18 protein-coding genes are annotated in these 17475 nt (G+C 76.1%); 4 read left to right on the top strand and 14 right to left on the bottom strand.

The window, feature by feature from the left end; translation table 11 throughout:
* Positions 1–2 precede the first annotated feature (2 nt).
* Genes HL054_RS11290 through HL054_RS11275 form a run of 4 tightly spaced genes read right to left on the bottom strand, consistent with a single transcriptional unit; the run spans position 3 to position 3838 of the window.
* On the bottom strand, positions 3–1157 hold the full coding sequence (locus HL054_RS11290) for an NAD(P)/FAD-dependent oxidoreductase (RefSeq protein WP_369139101.1): 1155 nt from the start codon (positions 1155–1157) through the stop codon (positions 3–5).
* Positions 1154–2077 (bottom strand): dihydrodipicolinate synthase family protein, encoded by a 924-nt coding sequence (locus HL054_RS11285; RefSeq protein ID WP_369139100.1) that lies wholly within the window; start codon positions 2075–2077, stop codon positions 1154–1156. Before HL054_RS11285 ends, HL054_RS11290 begins: the two co-directional genes overlap by 4 nt.
* 10 nt (positions 2078–2087) lie before the next feature.
* On the bottom strand, positions 2088–3461 hold the full coding sequence (gene hydA, locus HL054_RS11280) for a dihydropyrimidinase (protein WP_369139099.1): 1374 nt from the start codon (positions 3459–3461) through the stop codon (positions 2088–2090).
* Positions 3461–3838: an allophanate hydrolase-related protein gene (locus HL054_RS11275; RefSeq protein WP_369139098.1), complete on the bottom strand. Its 378-nt coding sequence runs from the start codon at positions 3836–3838 to the stop codon at positions 3461–3463. Before HL054_RS11275 ends, hydA begins: the two co-directional genes overlap by 1 nt.
* Positions 3839–3907: 69 nt before the next feature.
* Between HL054_RS11275 and HL054_RS11270 the strand changes: the two genes are divergently transcribed.
* Positions 3908–4354 carry a nuclear transport factor 2 family protein gene (locus HL054_RS11270; RefSeq protein ID WP_369139097.1) on the top strand — a complete coding sequence of 149 codons (447 nt, stop codon included), beginning with the start codon at positions 3908–3910 and terminating at the stop codon, positions 4352–4354.
* Here HL054_RS11270 and HL054_RS11265 read toward each other — a convergent pair.
* From HL054_RS11265 to HL054_RS11240, 6 genes are all read right to left on the bottom strand, one after another.
* Entirely contained in the window at positions 4351–5955 is a 1605-nt protein-coding gene (locus tag HL054_RS11265; protein ID WP_369139096.1) for a DUF885 family protein, read from the bottom strand. The genes HL054_RS11270 and HL054_RS11265 overlap by 4 nt on opposite strands.
* Positions 5952–6917 (bottom strand): oligopeptide/dipeptide ABC transporter ATP-binding protein, encoded by a 966-nt coding sequence (locus HL054_RS11260; protein WP_369139095.1) that lies wholly within the window; start codon positions 6915–6917, stop codon positions 5952–5954. Before HL054_RS11260 ends, HL054_RS11265 begins: the two co-directional genes overlap by 4 nt.
* Complete coding sequence (locus HL054_RS11255) at positions 6914–7918, bottom strand: ABC transporter ATP-binding protein (protein ID WP_369139094.1); 1005 nt, start codon at positions 7916–7918, stop codon at positions 6914–6916. The genes HL054_RS11260 and HL054_RS11255 overlap by 4 nt, the downstream gene beginning before the upstream one ends.
* Positions 7915–8835 (bottom strand): ABC transporter permease, encoded by a 921-nt coding sequence (locus HL054_RS11250; protein WP_369139093.1) that lies wholly within the window; start codon positions 8833–8835, stop codon positions 7915–7917. The genes HL054_RS11255 and HL054_RS11250 overlap by 4 nt, the downstream gene beginning before the upstream one ends.
* A 10-nt stretch (positions 8836–8845) precedes the next feature.
* Positions 8846–9892: an ABC transporter permease gene (locus HL054_RS11245; RefSeq protein ID WP_369139092.1), complete on the bottom strand. Its 1047-nt coding sequence runs from the start codon at positions 9890–9892 to the stop codon at positions 8846–8848.
* A gap of 86 nt (positions 9893–9978) precedes the next feature.
* On the bottom strand, positions 9979–11565 hold the full coding sequence (locus HL054_RS11240; RefSeq protein ID WP_369139091.1) for an ABC transporter substrate-binding protein: 1587 nt from the start codon (positions 11563–11565) through the stop codon (positions 9979–9981).
* 124 nt (positions 11566–11689) lie between these two features.
* Here HL054_RS11240 and HL054_RS11235 point away from each other — a divergent pair, with 124 nt between their 5' ends.
* The 3 genes from HL054_RS11235 to HL054_RS11225 all read left to right on the top strand — a co-directional run bounded on the left by HL054_RS11235 (position 11690) and on the right by HL054_RS11225 (position 13804).
* Positions 11690–12103 (top strand): Rid family hydrolase, encoded by a 414-nt coding sequence (locus HL054_RS11235; RefSeq protein ID WP_369139090.1) that lies wholly within the window; start codon positions 11690–11692, stop codon positions 12101–12103.
* On the top strand, positions 12100–13107 hold the full coding sequence (locus HL054_RS11230; RefSeq protein WP_369139089.1) for an LLM class flavin-dependent oxidoreductase: 1008 nt from the start codon (positions 12100–12102) through the stop codon (positions 13105–13107). Before HL054_RS11235 ends, HL054_RS11230 begins: the two co-directional genes overlap by 4 nt.
* Positions 13108–13366: 259 nt before the next feature.
* On the top strand, positions 13367–13804 hold the full coding sequence (locus HL054_RS11225) for a hypothetical protein (protein ID WP_369139088.1): 438 nt from the start codon (positions 13367–13369) through the stop codon (positions 13802–13804).
* A gap of 4 nt (positions 13805–13808) precedes the next feature.
* Here the strand turns inward: HL054_RS11225 and HL054_RS11220 are convergent, their stop codons facing one another.
* The 4 genes from HL054_RS11220 to HL054_RS11205 are packed head-to-tail and all read right to left on the bottom strand — an operon-like array spanning position 13809 to position 17330.
* On the bottom strand, positions 13809–14729 hold the full coding sequence (locus HL054_RS11220) for a tryptophan 2,3-dioxygenase (RefSeq protein WP_369139087.1): 921 nt from the start codon (positions 14727–14729) through the stop codon (positions 13809–13811).
* Positions 14726–15745: an LLM class flavin-dependent oxidoreductase gene (locus HL054_RS11215; RefSeq protein ID WP_369139086.1), complete on the bottom strand. Its 1020-nt coding sequence runs from the start codon at positions 15743–15745 to the stop codon at positions 14726–14728. Before HL054_RS11215 ends, HL054_RS11220 begins: the two co-directional genes overlap by 4 nt.
* A complete protein-coding gene (locus tag HL054_RS11210; protein ID WP_369139085.1) occupies positions 15742–16062 on the bottom strand; it encodes a TIGR04076 family protein in 321 nt (106 codons plus the stop codon). Before HL054_RS11210 ends, HL054_RS11215 begins: the two co-directional genes overlap by 4 nt.
* Positions 16059–17330, bottom strand: a complete 1272-nt coding sequence (locus HL054_RS11205) for an amidohydrolase family protein (protein WP_369139084.1) — start codon at positions 17328–17330, stop codon at positions 16059–16061. Before HL054_RS11205 ends, HL054_RS11210 begins: the two co-directional genes overlap by 4 nt.
* Between the last annotated feature and the right edge of the window lie 145 nt (positions 17331–17475).

Genomic DNA, 17475 nt, shown 5'->3' with positions numbered 1-17475 from the left:
GGTCAGCCGCCGGTGCCCGCCGGCCGCAGCAGCCGCTCGGGGCCCAGGCCGGCGAGGTCGACCGGCGGACGGCCCCCGGTGACCAGGGCCGCGGCCACGTCGGCCCACAGCGGCGCCAGCGTGAAGGAGTAGGTGCCGCCGACGGCGACCAGGCCGGGCAGCAGGGGCCCCACCACCGGCATCTCGTCGGGGGTGGCGCCCAGCGGCCCCGGCCAGACCGCCTCGACCGGGCGCCGAGCCAGGGCGGGCAGCACCCGGCCGAGCTGGTCGCGGCTGCCGCGCGTGCTCGCCGGGTCGACGGCCGGGCGCTCGTCCAGCTGCCACGGCGCGGCCGGCCAGCCGCCGCCCACGACGACCCGGCCGAGCGCGTCCTCCTTGACCGAGAAGCCCTCGCCGACGTGCTGCACCAGCCACGGGAGCCGCTCCGGCCCGGTCGGCAGCCGCAGCATCTGGATGGCCAGCGGGGTGAGCTCCATCCGCAGCCCGGCCAGCGCCGCGACCCGGGCCATCCACGGGCCGGCGGCGTCGACCACGGCCGGCGCCGACCACTCCCGGTCGCCGGCGACGACGGTCCAGCCGGTGGCGCCCTGCCGCAGCTCCCGGACCTCGCAGTGCGGCAGGACCTCCGCGCCGGCGTCGACCGCGGCGGCCAGGTAGGCCGGGACGACGAGCTCCGGGTCGGCGTGGGCGTCCGCGGCGCACCAGGACGCGGCCAGCACGCCCGGGCCCAGCAACGGCAGCTCCCGGCGGGCGGTGTCGCCGTCGACCAGCTCGGTGACGATGCCGGCCGCGGCCTCCCAGCCGTGCTTGGCCGCCAGGTCGGCGACCTGCTCCTCGGTCTCGGCGACCATGAACCCGCCGCCGGCGACCAGCCCGGTGGGCCGGCCGAGCTCGGCGTCCAGGGTGTCCCAGCGCTCCCGGGCGGCGCGCTGCAGCGGCATCAGCCGGCGGATGTCGACCGGCACCGTCTGCCCCGGCCGGCGGGTGTGGATGCCCTGGGCGTGCACGTTCGCCGCGCTGGCCCCCGACCCCTCGCCGTTGGGCAGGCCGCGGTCGAGGACGACGACCCGCAGGCCCGCGGTGGCCAGCCGGTGGGCGCAGGCCGCCCCGACGATGCCGGCCCCGATGACGACGACGTCGGCCGTCGCTGCGGTCACCGCAGTCCCGCGCCGTGCAGCGCGGCCTGCAGCTGCGCCAGCAGCGCCGGGTCGGTGAGCGGCAGCAGCGGCGGCCGGACCCAGCCGCCGGGCTGGCCGAGGACGTTCATCCCGGCCTTGACCTGGGCGGTGGGTGAGGCGAAGCGGGCGCTGTAGTCGTTGTTGACCAGGGCCTTCACCAGGGCGCCGTACCGGTCCGACCAGCTCCGGGCGGTGGCCAGGTCGCCGGCCCACACGGCCTCGTAGAACGGGACGGCGAACGGGGCGCCGAGCGCGCCGCCGTCGATGTTGCCGTCCCCGCCCAGGCCGGTCAGGAAGGCCATCCCGCGGCGGTGGATGAACCGGCCGAAGAACCGCACCCGGTCGACCACGGCCTCGCAGCCCTCCAGCGCCTTGAGCTCGTCGCCGGTGCTGTCCTTGATCGCCACGACCCGGTCCAGGTCGGCGAGCTCGGACAGCACGGGCACGCTCAGGTCCACCGCGGTGCCGCGCGGCCAGTTGTAGACCATCCACGGCAGGTCGACCGCCTCGGTGACGGTGCGGTAGAAGGCCAGCACCTCCGCGTCGGAGGGGTGCACGTACGGCGGCGGGGTGGTCAGCGCGCCGTCCGCGCCGGCCTGCCGGGCGTGCTCGGCCAGCCCGATCGTCTCGGCGGCGGTGTAGCTGTTGCAGCCCACCACGACCGGGATGCCCGACCCCGCGAGCGCCGCGACGGCCACCTCGGCCACCCGGCGGCGCTCCTCCGGCGACTGGGCGAACCACTCGCCGGTGGTGCCGTTGACCAGCACGCCGTGCACGCCCTGGTCGCGGTACAGCTGCAGGACCGCCGTGAGGGCGGCCTCGTCCAGCGCGCCGTCGGCGGTGAACGGGGTGGGGGCGGCCGGCCAGTAGCCCCGCCAGTCGACGTCGTCGCGGTTCATCGGTCGCTCCTCACCAGCGCAGCGGAGCGGCCGGCAGGTGCCGGCCGCGGGCGGTGTCGTCGACCACCTGGGAGCCGTCGACCACGACGTGCCCGCCGACCAGCACCGTCGTGGGCCAGCCGCGCACCTCCCGGCCCTCGTACGGCGTGTAGTCGGTGGCCATGTGCAGGCCGGCCGTGGTGATGGTCCGGGCCGCGGCCGGGTCCCAGACGGCGATGTCGGCGTCGGACCCCGGCAGCAGGCTGCCCTTGCGCGGGTAGATGCCGTTGAGCCGGGCCGGCGCGGCCGCGGTCACCTCCACGAAGCGCTCCCAGGACAGCAGCCCGGTGCGCACGAAGGCGTCCTGCACGACCACCAGCCGGGTCTCCACGCCCGGCAGGCCGTTGGGCATCAGCCGGACGTCGGAGTCGATCGTCGTCTTCTGCGCCGTGTCGTAGCAGCAGTGGTCGCTGCCCACGGTGTCGATCGCGCCGCTGACCAGCCGGGTGCCCAGCTCGCGCACCGTGGCGGCCGGCCGCAGCGGCGGGCAGCAGACGAACCGCTCGGGGTGCGCGCCGCCGTAGACGCCGTCGTCCAGGGTGAGGTGGTGGGCGACCGCCTCGCTGTGCGCCCGGACGCCCTGCCGGCGGGCGGTGGCCACCAGGTCCACCGCGGTGGGCGTCGACTGGTGCACGAAGTACACCGGCGTGCCCAGCGACTCGGCGATGGCCAGCACCTGGGCGACCGAGGCGTCCTCGGCCAGCTCCGGCCGGGTCTCGTGGTGGTGCGCGGCGGAGATGCGCCCGGCGGCGGCCTGCTCGGCCTGCTGCTCCTCGATGAGGTGGTTGGCCTCGCAGTGCGCGATGACCATGCCGCCGAGCGGGCCGAGGGTCTTCATCACCCGCAGGAAGGTGTCCTCGTCGGCCATCGTCTCGCCGCGGTAGGTGGTGAACATCTTCACCGTGCGCAGTCCCTCGTCGGCCAGCTGGCGCAGCTGCTCGGCGGTGGTGCCGTCCCACTCCACGACGCTGGCGTGCAGCGCGGAGTCGCACAGCCCCTCCGGCGCCTTGGCCCGCTGCAGCGCGGCGACGTCCGCGGGGGCCTGGCCGGGCCGGGGGATGGCGAAGTCGACGATCGTCGTCGTGCCCCCGGCGACGGCGGCGGTGGTGCACTGCCGGTGGTCGTCGAGGGAGGTGAAGTCGCCCGAGGTGAACCCGACGTGGCAGTGCGGGTCGACCCCGCCGGGCACCACGACCCGGCCCGAGGCGTCGACCTCGTCGGCGGCCCGCACCGAGCCCGGCTCGACCAGGGCGGCGACCCGGCCGTCGGCGACGACGACGTCGACCGGGCCGGACCAGCCGTCGGTGACGACCGTCCCGCCCCGGACGACGAGGTCGGCCCGCATCAGGCCGCCCCGGCGGCGCAGGCGGCCGCCCAGCTGCCGTGCTCGGTGATGTCGGTGCCGCCGGTCTCGCCGACCCGCACGACCATCGAGCAGCTGCCGGTGCCGTCGGCCAGCTCGATGACGGAGAGCTCCAGCTCGGGCGGCTCGCCGGGCAGCAGCTGGTCGCGCAGGGTCGCGTAGTCGACGGCGTACAGCTCCCCGGCGATCCGGGCGCCCCCGTCGGCGACGGGGACCAGGCCCGGGAAGTCGCCGAAGGAGCGGAAGCGGTAGCGCGCGGCGGTCTCCGCGGCGCCGAGGAACTCCGCCCCGGCCAGCGCGCCGTGCAGCGTCCCCCCGCGCATCGCCTGGCCGTTGACGAACATCCGCACCGTGCTCATGGGCTCCTCCTCGATCGGCGTCATGGAAACCTTCCCATGCCTGCGTTACGAACTCGCTAACCTGGTGCCGTGCAGATCCCAGCCGACCCGACCGTGACCGTCCGAGGCGCCCTGGACCAGCAGGCAGGCGAGGCGGTGTGGGCGACCGTGGCCACCGTCTACGCCGGCTTCCTCACCGGTGACGCCCGGGCCGTCGACACGGTGCTCGACGGGAACGTCACCATCTGGAACCACGACCACGCGCCACTGCTGCACGGCACCGCCGACCTCGACGCGGTCCGGGCCGGCCGGGTCGACGCCCCCGCCACCGGCCCGGCGGTCGCCACGCTGACCCCGCGGGAGGTGCTGGTCGACGGCGTGGGCGAGGTCGCCTGGTGCCGGCACCTGCTGGACGTCGGGTACGCCGACGGCACGACCAGCACCGCCCGGGTGACCGACGTGCTGCGCCGGGCCGGCGACGGCTGGCTGATCTGCCACCACCACGAGCAGGAGCTCCCCGCCGCCGGCCTGCCCTAGCCCCGGAGGTCGGGCTCGGTGCCGAGCAGCTCCCAGCGCTGCAGGGCCAGCGGGACGTTGCCCTCCAGCCACAGCCGCTCGTGGAAGGCCCGCAGGTCGAAGGCGTCGCCCTGCGCGGCCACCAGGTCGGCCAGCAGCGACTGGATCTGCAGCTTGCCCACCAGGTAGGTGAGCGCCTGCCCGGGCGTGCCGGCGAAGAAGGCGGCCTCCTCCTGGGCGGTCTCCCGGTCCATCGGCACCCGCTCCTCGAGCAGCCGGGCGGCCCCGTCGATCGTCAGCTCGCCGGTGGCCAGCCGGACGTCGACCTCGACCCGCAGGGCGCGCAGCCGGAGGAAGCGGGCGACCACCACCCGGCTGTGCGGCGCGTCGGACCACAGCCCGGAGTCCAGCAGCATCTCCTCGTCGTAGAAGGCGAGGCCCTCGTTGGCGAGGCTGTCGGTGTACTCGCGGCGCAGCGGGTCGGGATGGGTCCAGGACCAGGCGAGCTGGACGGCGTGCACGCCCTCGTGGGCCACGCCCAGCCGCGGGTCGAGCATGTTGGCCCGGTAGAAGAACGGCAGGTCCGGCGCGGGGTCGGGGGCGTAGGCCACCGGGTCCTGGCCCACCCGGGACGGGCCGAGCAGGTCGTCGGTGACCCCCAGCCCGACCAGCGGCTCGAGCCAGGGCGGGCGCGGCACGAAGGTGTAGGCGCCCAGCTCGGCCGGGATGCGCAGCAGGCCCCGCTGGGCGTACCAGGCGCGCACCTCGGCCTCGGCCCGCACCTCGTCGGCGACGTGGTCGGCCACCGACGCCGGCAGCGGCGGCACCGGCACGTCGGCCGCCGCGGCGGCAGCGACCGCCTCCATCGTCACGGCCCGGGCGAACTCGGTGCGCCCGGCGGCGACCATCCAGTCCAGCGGCTCGGGGGCGAGCGCCACCTGGCGGAGGAAGGCGGTGAACGCCTCCCGGCCGACCGGCCGGAACGCCGGCATCCCCGGGCCGGTGTCGGTGAGCCACCGGGTGAGGCCGTCCAGCGCCTCCCCGGCGACCGCGGCCACCTCCGCGAGCTCCGCGGCCACCGGCGCGGGCAGGGCGCCGATCGCGGTGGTCAGCCGGCTGCCGGCGTCGCCGAGCATGGCGACGGCCACCCCGGCCAGCTCGCGCTCGGCGTGCCCGGTGAGCACCTCGCGGGCGGTCGCGACCGCGCCCGGGACGGCGGTCAGCCGGGTGCGCAGGGCGGTGACCCGGTCCTCGTCGAAGGGCGGCGGCTGCACCAGGGCGTCGAAGACGGTGCCCAGCGTCTGGTCCACCCAGAACGACGGGTCGCGCTGCCAGGAGCGCAGCACGTCCAGCTCCCAGTGCACCCGGGCGAGCGCCGACCCCAGCAGTGCCGCGTCCACCCGGGTGGGCACGTCCGCGCCGGCGAGGTCGATCGCGGCCAGCCGGGCGGCGAACCCGGCGCGGGTCTCGCGGGCGGCGGCCACGGCGGCCCGGGAGAAGTCCGGCGCCCAGGTCGGCGGCCGCTCCATCCGGGGGATGTCGTCGCGGGACCGGGGTGCCTGCAGCCGCCGCCACGCCCAGATCTCCGCGCCGAGGGCCTGGACGTCGTCCCACGCGCTCACCGGGCACCCACCGGGACGCCTGCGGCCTCGAGGTCGGGGGCGAGCACGCAGGCCGCGCGGTGGCCGGGGCCCTGCAGCCGGAGCACCGGCTCCCAGGTGGGGCACTCGGCCTGGACGACGGGGCAGCGCGGGTGGAAGCGGCAGCCCGGCGGTGGGGCCGAGGGGTCGGGCACGTCGCCGGGCAGGTCGGCCGGCAGCAGGCCGCTGCCGTCCGGCGTGGGCACCGCGGCGATGAGCGCCTGCGTGTAGGGGTGCCGGGGGTCGTTCCACAGCGTCGCGGTGGGCCCGACCTCGGCGATCGTGCCCAGGTACATCACCGCCGTCCGGTCGGCGACCTGCCGCACGATGGCCAGGTCGTGGGAGATGAACACGACGGCGACCCCCTCCTCCTTGGCCAGTCCGACGAGCAGGTTGGCCACCTGGGCCTGGGCCGAGGCGTCCAGGGCGGAGATCGGCTCGTCGGCCACGATCACCGAGGGGTCGGCGGCCAGCGCCCGGGCCACCGCGATCCGCTGCCGCTGCCCGCCGGAGAACTCGTGCGGGTAGCGGGTCGCCATCGCCGGGTCCAGGCCCACCCGCTCCAGCAGCGCACCGACCCGGTCGGACCCGGTCCGGCCGCCGGACAGCCGGATGGCGTCGCTGATCTGGGCGCCGACCCGGCGGCGCGGGTTGAGTGAGCTGTAGGGGTCCTGGAAGACCATCTGCAGCCGCCGCTGCGCCCGCGGCCGGGCCCGGCGGCGCAGCGCCTGCACCGGCTCGCCGGCGAAGGTCACCGTGCCGGCGCTGGGCGACACCAGCCCGACCAGCGCGCGGGCCAGGCTGGACTTGCCGCAGCCGCTCTCGCCGACCAGGCCCAGCACCTCACCGGCCTCGACGGCCAGGTCGACGCCGGCCACCGCGCGGACCGGGGACCCGGCGCCCGGGTAGGTCACCTCGACGTCGGTCGCGGTCAGGATGCTCATCGCACCTCCTGCAGCGGAACGGGGGCGTAGGGGTCGACCGGGCAGGCCGACTCCCGGGCGGGGCCGATCTCCAGCAGCGGGGGCACCTGCTGCCGGCAGGACTCCCGGGCGTGCGCGCACCGCGGGTGGAACGGGCACCCGGCCGGCACCGCGCCCAGCGCCGGGGGGCTGCCGGGGATCGGCCGCATGGTGGCGGTGCCGCCCTCGGGCAGGGCGTCGAGCAGGCCGCGGGTGTACGGGTGCCGGGCCGCGGTGAGCACCTCGGCGGTGGTGCCGGTCTCGACCACCCGCCCGGCGTACATGACCACCAGCCGGTCGGCCAGCGACGACAGCACCCCCAGGTCGTGGGTGATGATCAGGACGGCGAGGCCCCGCTCCCGGCGCAGCCGGTCCAGCAGCCGCAGGATGCCGGCCTGCACCGTGACGTCCAGCGCGGTCGTCGGCTCGTCGGCGATGAGCAGCTCGGGCCGCCCGGCCAGGGCCGAGGCGATCGCGATCCGCTGCCGCATGCCGCCGGAGAACTCGTGCGGGTAGCGGGCCAGCGCCTTCCCCGGGTCGGGGATCCGCACCTGGTCCAGCAGCTCCTCGGCCTCGGCCCGGGCGGCCCGGCGGCCGACGCCGTGGTGGTGGCGCAGGTGCTCGGTGAGCTGCCGCTCGACGGTGAGCATCGGGTGCAGCGCGGTGCGCGGGTCCTGGGCGACCATCGCCACCTCCTTGCCGCGGACGTCGCGCAACTGCCGCGCGGGCAGCCCGAGCAGGTCCCGGCCGGCCAGCCGGATCGACCCCGACGTCCGGGCGCCGTGCGGCAGCAGCCCCAGCGTCGCCAGCGCGGTCATCGTCTTGCCGCTGCCGGACTCGCCGGCGACGCCGAGCACCTCGCCCCGGCCGACGTGCAGGTCGACGCCGTCGACGGCGGGCACCATGCCCGCCGACCGGTGCGGCAGCTCCACCCGCAGGCCGCTGATCTCGAGCAACGGCGTTCCCTCCCCAGGGCCGGTCATCCGCGCAGGGCGCGCGCGGTGCGCGGGTCGAGGGCGTCACGCAGGGTGTCGCCGAGGAAGTTGAACGCCAGCACGACGGTGAGGATCGCCAGGCCCGGGAAGAGGCCGACCCACCAGCTGTCGAAGACCTGGGCACCGGCCGACACCATCGCACCCCACTCCGGCGCGGGCGGGCGGGCGCCCAGCCCCAGGAAGGACAGGCCGGACAGCAGCAGGACGGCGTTGCCGACGTCGAGCGCGGACAGCACCAGAACCGGCCCCAGCACGGTGGGGCGCACGTCGACGGCGAGGGTGCGCAGCGCGGAGGAGCCCAGCAGCCGGGAGGCCTGGATGTGGTCCTGCTCGCGGGTGGACAGCACCAGCCCGCGCACCACCCGGGCGTAGGAGGGCCAGGTGACCACGACCAAGGCCAGGACGGCGTTGCGCAGCCCTGCCCCGAGCGCCGCGGTGACCGCCATGGCCAGGATGATGCCCGGGAAGGCGAAGACCAGGTCGGTCAGCCGCATGATGCCGGCGTCGACCCACCGCCCGAAGTAGCCGGCCACCGCGCCCAGCACCGAGCCGACCAGGGTGGCCAGCACCACCAGCAGGATCGCCAGCGGCACGGACAGGCGGGCGCCGTAGAGCACCCGGGAGAACACGTCGCGGCCCAGGTTGTCGGTGCCGAACCAGTGCTCGCCGGAGGGCTCCAGCAGCTTGGGCGCGACCTGGGCCAGCGGGTCGAAGGGCGCGAGCAGCGGCGCGGCGATCGCCACGAGCACCCACAGCACGATCACCACCAGCCCGATCAGCCCCAGCGGCCGGCGCCACGGGGACCGGGCCAGCGTGCGGGCGGCGGTCGGCGCCGCCACTGCGGCGACGTCGGTGTCGCCGGCCAGCGGCGCGGCCGGGACGACGAGCGGGTCCGGGGCGGTCACGACCAGCCCCTCACGACTGACGCAACCGCGGGTCGATGACGCCGTACAACAGGTCCACCACCAGGTTGAGCAGGACGTAGATGATCGCGACCACGACGCTGACGCCCATGATCGCGGGCAGGTCGAGGGCGAGCGCGCTGGTGTAGGCGTAGGCGCCGAGGCCCCGCCAGCTGAAGATCTGCTCGACCAGCACGGTGCCCGACAGCAGCCCGGCGAAGGCCACGCCGGTCACCGTCACCACCGACACCAGCGCGGGACGGAGCACGTGCCGGCGCACCACGGTGAACTCCGGCAGGCCCTTGGCGCGGGCGGCCCGCACGTACTCGTCGCCGAGCACCTCCAGCACCGAGGCCCGGGTGAAGCGGAGCAGCACCCCGACGGTGAAGGAGGCCAGCACCATCGCCGGGAGGACCAGGTGGGCCGCCGCGTCGCCGAAGGTCGCCCAGTCACCGGCCAGCAGCGCATCGACGGTGTAGAGCCCGGTGACCTGCTCCGGGGCCTGGGCGCCCGGGGCCAGCCGGCCGCCGGCGGGCAGCAGGTCGGCCTTGAACGAGACCCAGTAGTAGGCGATGAGCGCCAGCCAGAAGGTCGGCACCGAGACGCCGGTGAGGGAGAGGACGCGCAGCACCTGGTCCGGCCAGCGGTCCCGGTACAGCGCGGCGACGATGCCGAAGCCGACACCGAGCACCACGGCGATGACGATGGCCGCCAGCGCCAGCTCCATGGTGGCCGGCACCTTCTCCCCGAGGTCGCTGGCGACCGGGTTGCGGGTCTGCTGCGAGTCGCCGAAGTCGCCGGTCAGCAGGTTGCCCAGGTAGGTCAGGTACTGCTGCGGCAGCGGCTGGTCCAGCCCGTTGGCCGCCCGGAACGCCGCCACCGCGGCCGGGTCCTCCGACGCACGCTGACCGAGGTTGGCCGTCACCGGGTCGCCGGGGACCGCCTGGGTGAGCAGGAAGGACACCAGCGTGACGCCCAGGCACAGCAGCAGCCCGGCGAGCAGCCGTCGGAGCACGAAGCGCAGCAGCGCGCGGTGCCGCCACGGTGCCCGCGGCGCCACCGGTGCCGGACCGTCGTCGTCGTCCGCACGCCCGGGACCGGGGCCGGGCAGCTGCCCGGCCCCGGCCCGCGGCGGGAGGGCGGTGCTCAGCCGAGGTCCGCGAGGTCGACCGTCCAGCTCGGGTTGAAGGCCACCCCGTCCAGCGACGAGGAGTAGGCCAGCACCTGGGCGGGCTGGATGAGCGGGTAGAACGGACCGACCTCGTTGAGCCGCTGCTGGATCGCGGTGTACTGCTCGGTGCGGGCGCCCTCCTCGAACTCGGAGGCGACGGCCGCGGCCGCCTGCTCCAGCTCGGGGTCGGCCCCGGCCGGCCAGCCGGCGCGCAGCCCGACCAGCTGGCCGGGGGTGAAGACCAGGTAGTCCGACGGGTCCGGGTAGTCCGGGCCCCACGACCACAGGCCCATCTGCTCGGTGCCGGCGCGGTAGCCCTCCAGGGCGGTCTGCACCGGGGCGGGCGCCAGCTCCAGGGTGATGCCGACCTCGGCCAGCTGCTGCTGCACCGCGGCGGCGAGGTCACCGAAGTCGAGGCCGTTGACCTGCACGTCGCTGGGGTAGCTCATCGTCACCGTCGGGTCGGCGACCCCGGAGCGGGCCAGGGCCTCCTTCGCCCGGTCGACGTCGCGGGCCACGGCGTCGGAGGGGTCCAGGGCGCCGAGGAACGTGGTGGGGATGACGCCGGGCGTCTGGCTGGCGCCCTCCCCGGCCAGCTCGACGAGCGCCTCGTAGTCGATGCCGTAGCGGACGGCCTCCTGGAACGCCGGGTTCGACGTGATCGGCGACACGGCCGGGTCGTTGTTGGTGTAGACGAAGAAGACGTTGGCCGAGGCGCTGCTGTCCACCGTCACGTCGCCACCGAGGTCGGCGGCCTGGTCGGCGGAGAGGTCGAGCACCAGCTGGCTGTCGCCGCTGCGGACGTTGACCGACTGCACCGACGACTCGGTGTTGCGCATGACGATCCGGGAGTACGCCGGCGCGTCGCCCCAGTACTCCTCGTTGCGGACCAGCACGACCTGGTCCTGGACGTCGAAGGTGTCCAGCACGTAGGGGCCCGAGCCCTGCGACTCCTCGTTCAGCGCGTCCTCGGCGGTGTCCGCGGTGTCGGCACCCGGGTCGGCGGAGCCGCCGGCCTCGGTGACCGCCGCGGAGTTGACCACGCCGAGCGCCGGGTTGGTCAGCTTGAACGGCAGCGCCGGGTCGGGGGTCGCCGTGGTGAGGGTGACGGTGGTGTCGTCGACCTTGGCCACCGTGACGCCGTCCATCAGGAACGAGGGGTTGCCCTTGACCTGCGCGACCCGGTTGAGCGAGAAGACCACGTCGTCGGCGGTCAGCGGCGTGCCGTCGGAGAAGGTGACGTCGTCGCGCAGCGCCATGGTGTGGGTGAGGCCGTCGGCGGACACCTCGTCGCCGGTGGCGATCAGCGGCAGCGGCGTCGTGGAGTCGGTGCCCTCGAAGGTGAACAGCGTCTCGTAGATGACGTGGTCGACGATCTGGCCGGTCGGCTCGAACATCCGGGCCGGGTCGCTGGTGGTCAGCTGGAAGGAGGTGTCGACGACGAGCGTGCGGTCGTCGCCGGAGCTCGCGGAGCCGCCGTCGTCGTCACCACCGCCCCCGCACGCCGACAGGCCCAGCGTGGCCGCGAGGGCCACGGCGACGGGGTACACGGGGCGGCGCATGGACGACCTCCAGGACGTGGGGTGGTGCTGCGGGCAGAGCGCGTGCGGTGCGTCGGTTGGGAACGTTCCCAGGCGCCAGTACGGTAGCGATCCCAGTCCCGCCGTTGGGTTACGGAGAGATCACATGTCCCCAGCACCTCCCGACCCTGCGCTGCGCGTGCTCGACGGCACCGGCTGGGAGGCTGAGGCAGGTTACAGCCGCGCCGCCCGGGCCGGGTGCTGCGTCGCGGTCAGCGGCACCACCGACACCGGTCCGGACGGCGGCGTCGCCCACCCCGGCGACACCCACGCGCAGGCCCGCGCCTGCCTGGAGCGGGCGGTCGCGGCCGTCGCCACCCTCGGGGCGGGCCGGGAGCAGGTGCTGCGCACCCGGCTGCTGCTGGCCCCCGGCGCCGACTGGGAGGGCGCGGCGCGCGCCCACGCCGAGGTGCTGGGCGACGTCGCCCCGGCCAACACCACGCTGTTCGTCGCCGGCCTGGTCGGCGAGGGCTTCCTCGTGGAGGTCGAACTGGACGCCTGCACCGGGGCCGGCGCATGACCGGCCGGACCAGCCTGCGGCTCAACAACGACCTCACCGTCACCCAGTACGTCGACCTCGTCGTCGCCGCCGAGGCGCTCGGGTTCGACCAGGTCTGGGTCTCCGACGACCTGTTCCTGCGGTCGGCGCCGGTGCTGGTGGCCGCCGCGGCCACCAGCACCAGCCGGATCGGCCTGGGCATCGGCATCATGAACCCGTACTCGGTGCACCCGGCGGAGCTGGCGATGGCCGCCGCCACCCTGCAGGAGCTCTCCGGCGGGCGCTTCCTGCTCGGCCTGGCCGCCGGTGCCGAGGAGTTCCTCGGCTGGGCGGGCATCCCCCGCCCGCTGCCGCTCACCGGGACCCGCGAGGCGGTGCGGGCCGTGCGGTCCCTGGTGCGGGGCGGCCGCCCGGCCGACGTCGCCGGGGCCGGCGCGGACTGGACGGCCGAGGCGTACCTGCGGTTCGCCCTCGACGTCCCGGCCCCGGTCTACGTGGGGGCGATGAGCCCGAAGATGCTCGCGATGGCCGGCGCGGAGGCCGAGGGCGTGCTCCCGCTGCTCTACCCGCCGGAGCACTTCCCGGTCGCCCGGGACCTGGTGGCCGACGGCGCCCGCGACGCCGGCCGTGACCCGGCCGAGGTCGACGTCGCGGCCGCGTTCTGGGTCTCCGTGGACGACGACGGCGCCCGGGCCGAGCGCGCGCTGGCCGAGAAGATCGCCTACTACGGCGCGTCGTTCTCCCCGTACCTGCTGTCCCGCGCCGGGCTGTCCGTCGCGGACTTCGCCGACATCCAGGCGGCGCTGTCCGCCGGCGACCCGGAGCGGGCCACCGACCTGGTCACCCCCGCGATGCTGCAGCTGGGCATCGCCGGGGACGCCGACGAGGTGGTGCGCCGGTGCCGCTGGCTGCAGGAGCAGGGCGCGTCGCACCTGTCCTTCGGCCCGCCGCTGGGCCCGGACCCGGTCGCCGCGGTGACGGTGCTCGGCGAGCAGGTGCTCCCCCGGCTCGCTGCCGCACACTGAGGGGGTGGGCACCCCCGAACGACCGTGGCACCCCGGAGGATCCCAGGCCGGTCCGCCGTCGGGGTCGTCGTCGGGGTCGTCGTCGGGGTCGTCGTCGGGGTCGTCGTCGGGGTCGGAGCACTGGTCGCCGCCGTACCCGGCCGGCCAGGACTGGGAGGCGTCCCCGCCACCGCCGCCGTCCTGGGGACCCGCACCCGGACCGCAGTCCTGGGCCCCGCCACCGCCGGCGCGGCCGCAGCGGCGGGCGCCGTTCCTGCCCGTGCTGGGCCTCGTCACCGCCGTGCTCGCGCTGGTGGCGTCGGTGCTGCCCTACCACCGCACCGAGATCACCGCGGACGGCGCGCTCGAGTACACCGGCTGGGTGCAGCGGTTCACCGGCACCGGCCTCGGCGGCGAGGCGGTCGTGCTCGTCCACGGCGTCGCGCTGCTGCTGGCGTGCGCGGTGCTGGTGGCCGGGGCGGTCGCCGTCCTGGCCTCCGGGGCGCGGCCGTTCGGCCTGGCGCTGCTGGCCACCGGCGCGGGCATGCTCGTCTGCTACGTCGTCTTCGTGACCGCCGACGTGGTCAGCGCGGTCAGCCAGGAGTTCGGCGCCACCACGGTCGGCCCGGGCACCTGGCTGCTGGCGCTGGCCGGCCTGGAGTCCGTCACGGTGCTGCTGCTGGCCTTCCGGGGCGTCGCCCGCACCGACCGGGCCTGACCGCTCAGAGGGCGGTGCGGGCGGCCCACAGGTCGGGGAAGACGACCCGGGCGGCGCTGCGCTCCAGCCAGGCGAGCCCGGCCGACCCGCCGCTGCCCGGCTTGGCGCCCATCGAGCGCCGGACGGCGAGCACGTGCCGCTGCCGCCAGGTGGTGAAGACCTCGGCGACGTCGGTGAGCGCCTCACCCAGCACGAACAGCTCGTTGCCGGGCCGTGGGTCGCGGTAGACCCCGGCCCACAGCTCGGTCACCACCGGGTCGGCGTCGTGCGTGACGGACCGGTCCCGCTCCAGCACGGCGGCCGGCACCGGGAGCCCGCGGCGGGCGAGGTGGGCCAGCACGTCGTCCTCGAGCGAGGGCGCCGCGAGCGCGCGCTGCAGGTCGGCGTGCACCACGGGCAGGCCGCGGTGCGGCCGGACGACCGACTCGGCCTTGAGCCCGAGCAGGAACTCCACGTGCCGGTACTCGTAGGACTGGAAGCCCGACGCCTCGCCCAGGGAGTCGCGGAAGCCGCTGAACTCGGCCGGGGTGAGCCAGAGCAGCGAGCCCCAGCTGGCGTCCAACGAGCGCAGGTGGTGCACCGACCGGCGGACGGAGCCGATCGCGCCGTCCAGGTCGTCGGCCCGGAGCTGCCGCTGGGCCAGCTCCCACTCCCGGCGCAGCAGGGTGAACCACAGCTCCATCACCTGGGTCACCACCAGGAAGGCGGGCTCCGCGGGGTGGTCGGTCACGGTGCGGACCAGCGCCTGGAGCTGCCGCACCCCGACGTAGGTCTCGTACGGCGTCGCCTCGGCGAACTCCACGGTGGGGTCGCCGGCGTTGCGCGCCGCCCGCTCGGCCCGGACGGCGTCGTCCAGCGGCGGCGGCACGGCCGGCCGGATGGCGGCCGGCGGCTCGGGCCGGGAGCCGGGGGTGCGGGTGGTCATGCGGTCTCCTCGGGGGTGGCGCGGTCGATCAGCGGCAGGACCCGGGTGCCGATCAGCTCGACCCCGCGGTCGTCGGTCAGGCCGTGGGGGGTGCCGAACTCGACCCGCGCGGCGCCGGCGTCGACCAGCCGCTGGGCCTGGGCGGCGACCTGCTCCGGGGTGCCGGAGAAGGCGAACAGGTCCAGGACGTCGTCGGGCACCAGCCGGCCGGCGCCGGCGTCGTCACCGGCGGCGACCCGGGCGGCGACCTCGTCGAGCAGGCCCTCGGGCAGGGTGACGGTCGGGTCGAGCCCGGCGACCACGGCCAGGTACATGGCGACCTCGGTGCGCGCCCGGGCCCGGGCGGCGTCGCCGTCCTCGTCGACCACGGTCACCGCGCCGACCACGATGCCCACGGCGTCGTCCGGCCGGCCGGCCCGGCGCGCGCCGACCGCGGTCCACTCGCGCATCACCCCGACCATCGCCGGGTTCGCCGAGCCGCCGACCTTCAGCTCGTCGGCGACCTCGCCGGCCAGGGCGGCGGTGGTCGGCCCCCAGGTGCCCAGCAGCACCCGCGGCGGCGCCGCCGGCAGGGGGTAGCGCAGCGTGGTGCCGGGCGCGAGCGGGTACAGCTCGCCGTCCAGGCCGTCGGCCGAGCCGGCCAGCAGCGCGCGGACCAGCGCGACGGCCTCCCGCAGGTGCGCCACCGGCCGGGGCTGGGGCACGCCCAGCGCCCCCAGCCAGGTGCCGCGGGCCAGGCCCAGGTACGCCCGGCCGTCCGAGGCCCGGTCCAGCGCGGCGAACTGCCCGGCGAGCTCGTAGGGGTGCACCGTGTAGGGGTTCCAGCAGGCCGCCCCGAGCCGGACCCGGGACGTCGCCCGGGCCATCTCCAGCAGCGGCACGACCGGCGGCTGGTACAGCAGGTCGCCGAAGACCGACAGGACGTCGATCCCGTGCTCCTCGGCGGCCGCGGCCAGCCGGGCGTAGTCGCCGGGCGCCTTGTCCGACTGCAGGCCCAGGCCGATCTCGGTCCTCACGTGAGGTCCTCGGGGTCCAGCCGCACCGTGCGGGTGCGCTCGATCCGCATGACCAGCCGCTCCTCCGGGTCGGGGCAGGCGACCAGGTTGTCCCGCTCCAGCCAGTCGGTGGCCGCCAGCCGGCGCTGTTTGGCCGGCAGCAGCGGCAGCACCGACTGCAGGGCGTAGACGCAGAAGTGCTTGCCGTCGGGGATCCGCAGCTCGGCGGAGTTGACCAGCTCGAAGGAGTCGCCGACCGCCAGCCCGCACACCGAGCGGCCGCCGATCGAGTCGACGACCACCCGCAGGTCGTACAGCTCCATGGACTCCTCGCTCACCGCGGTCCTCCTCCATGGCCGCCAGCGCGCAGCCCGTGCGGGTCCGCCGCGTCGTCGCGGGCCACCCGGCCACCCTGCATGACCCAGCGCAGCGAGCGCAGCGCCGACACGTCGGCGGTCGGGTCGCCGTCGACGACGAGCAGGTCGGCGAAGCGGCCGGGGCGGATGCTGCCCACCCGGTCGTCGGCGCCGAGCCAGCGGGCGGGGCCGAGGGTGGCGGCCTGCAGCGCGCGGGCCGGGGTCATCCCGGCCGCCGCCCCGAGCCCGGCCATGTGCTCGAGCTCCCGGACGGTCGCCGTGGTGCCCTCGAACGGCCAGAACGGCGGCATGTCGCTGCCCAGCAGCACCTCGACCCCGGCGTCCAGGGCCATCCGGTAGCTCGCCTCGTGCCGCGCGGCGGCACCCAGCGAGCGCTCCTGCATCCACGCCGGGACGCCGAGGGAGTCGAAGAACTCGCCGCACCGGGTGACCACCAGCGTGGGCACCAGCGCGGTGCCGGCGGCGGCCATCGCGGCGGCCACCTCCTCGGTGAGCTGGTAGCCGTGCTCCACGCAGTCCAGCCCCAGCGCGACCGCCCGGGCGATGACCGCCGCGGGGCCGGCGTGCGCGGTCACCTTGCGGCCCCAGTCGTGCGCCGTCCCGATCACCGCGGCCAGCTCGTCGTCGGTGAGCTGCGGGGTGGAGATCTGCTCGTGCTCCCCGGCGATGCCGCCGGAGATCATCACCTTGACCAGGTCGGCGCCGCGCGCGACCTGGCTGCGCACGCCGCGCCGGAACCCGTCGGCGCCGTCGCACTCGAGGGTGTCGGTGGCGCCGGCACCGTGCCCGCCGGTGCAGCACAGCGCCCGGCCGGCGGTGAAGATGCGCGGTCCGCGCACCTCGCCGGCCTCGATCGCCGCCCGCAGCGCGAAGTCCGCGCCGTCCTTCTCCGCCACGCAGCGCACCGTCGTCACCCCGGCCAGCAGGGTCCGCTCGGCGCCGGAGGCCATGTGGAGCGCCAGCTCGTGCGGACCCATCGCCTCGACCCGGGCCCCGGCCGCACCGGGCAGCGAGAGGGACAGGTGGGTGTGCATGTTGACCAGGCCAGGCAGCAGGTACCCGCCGCCCAGGTCGACCCGGACGGCGTCCGGCGGGGCCGCGGGCAGCACGTCGGCCGCCGGCCCGGCCGCGGCGACCCGGTCGCCCGAGACCCAGACGGCGGCGTCGGGCACCAGCACGCCGTCGACGGCGTCGAACAGCGTGCAGTCGTGCAGGAGCAGGTCGGTCACGGGGGACATGCTGCCTCATCGACCCGCGCCGGTGGGAACGTTCCCGTGCACGCGCCGGGAGCGCTCCCCCCACGCGGTTTCGCGCGCCTTCCCACGCACGGTTTCGCGCGCCTTCCCACGCACGGTTTCGCGCGCCTTCCCACGC

The organism is Modestobacter versicolor (assembly GCF_041028285.1).
Classification (GTDB): domain Bacteria; phylum Actinomycetota; class Actinomycetes; order Mycobacteriales; family Geodermatophilaceae; genus Modestobacter; species Modestobacter versicolor_A.
The sequence above is the reverse complement of the archived record's forward strand: the minus strand, read 5'-3'. Positions and strand labels throughout refer to the sequence as shown.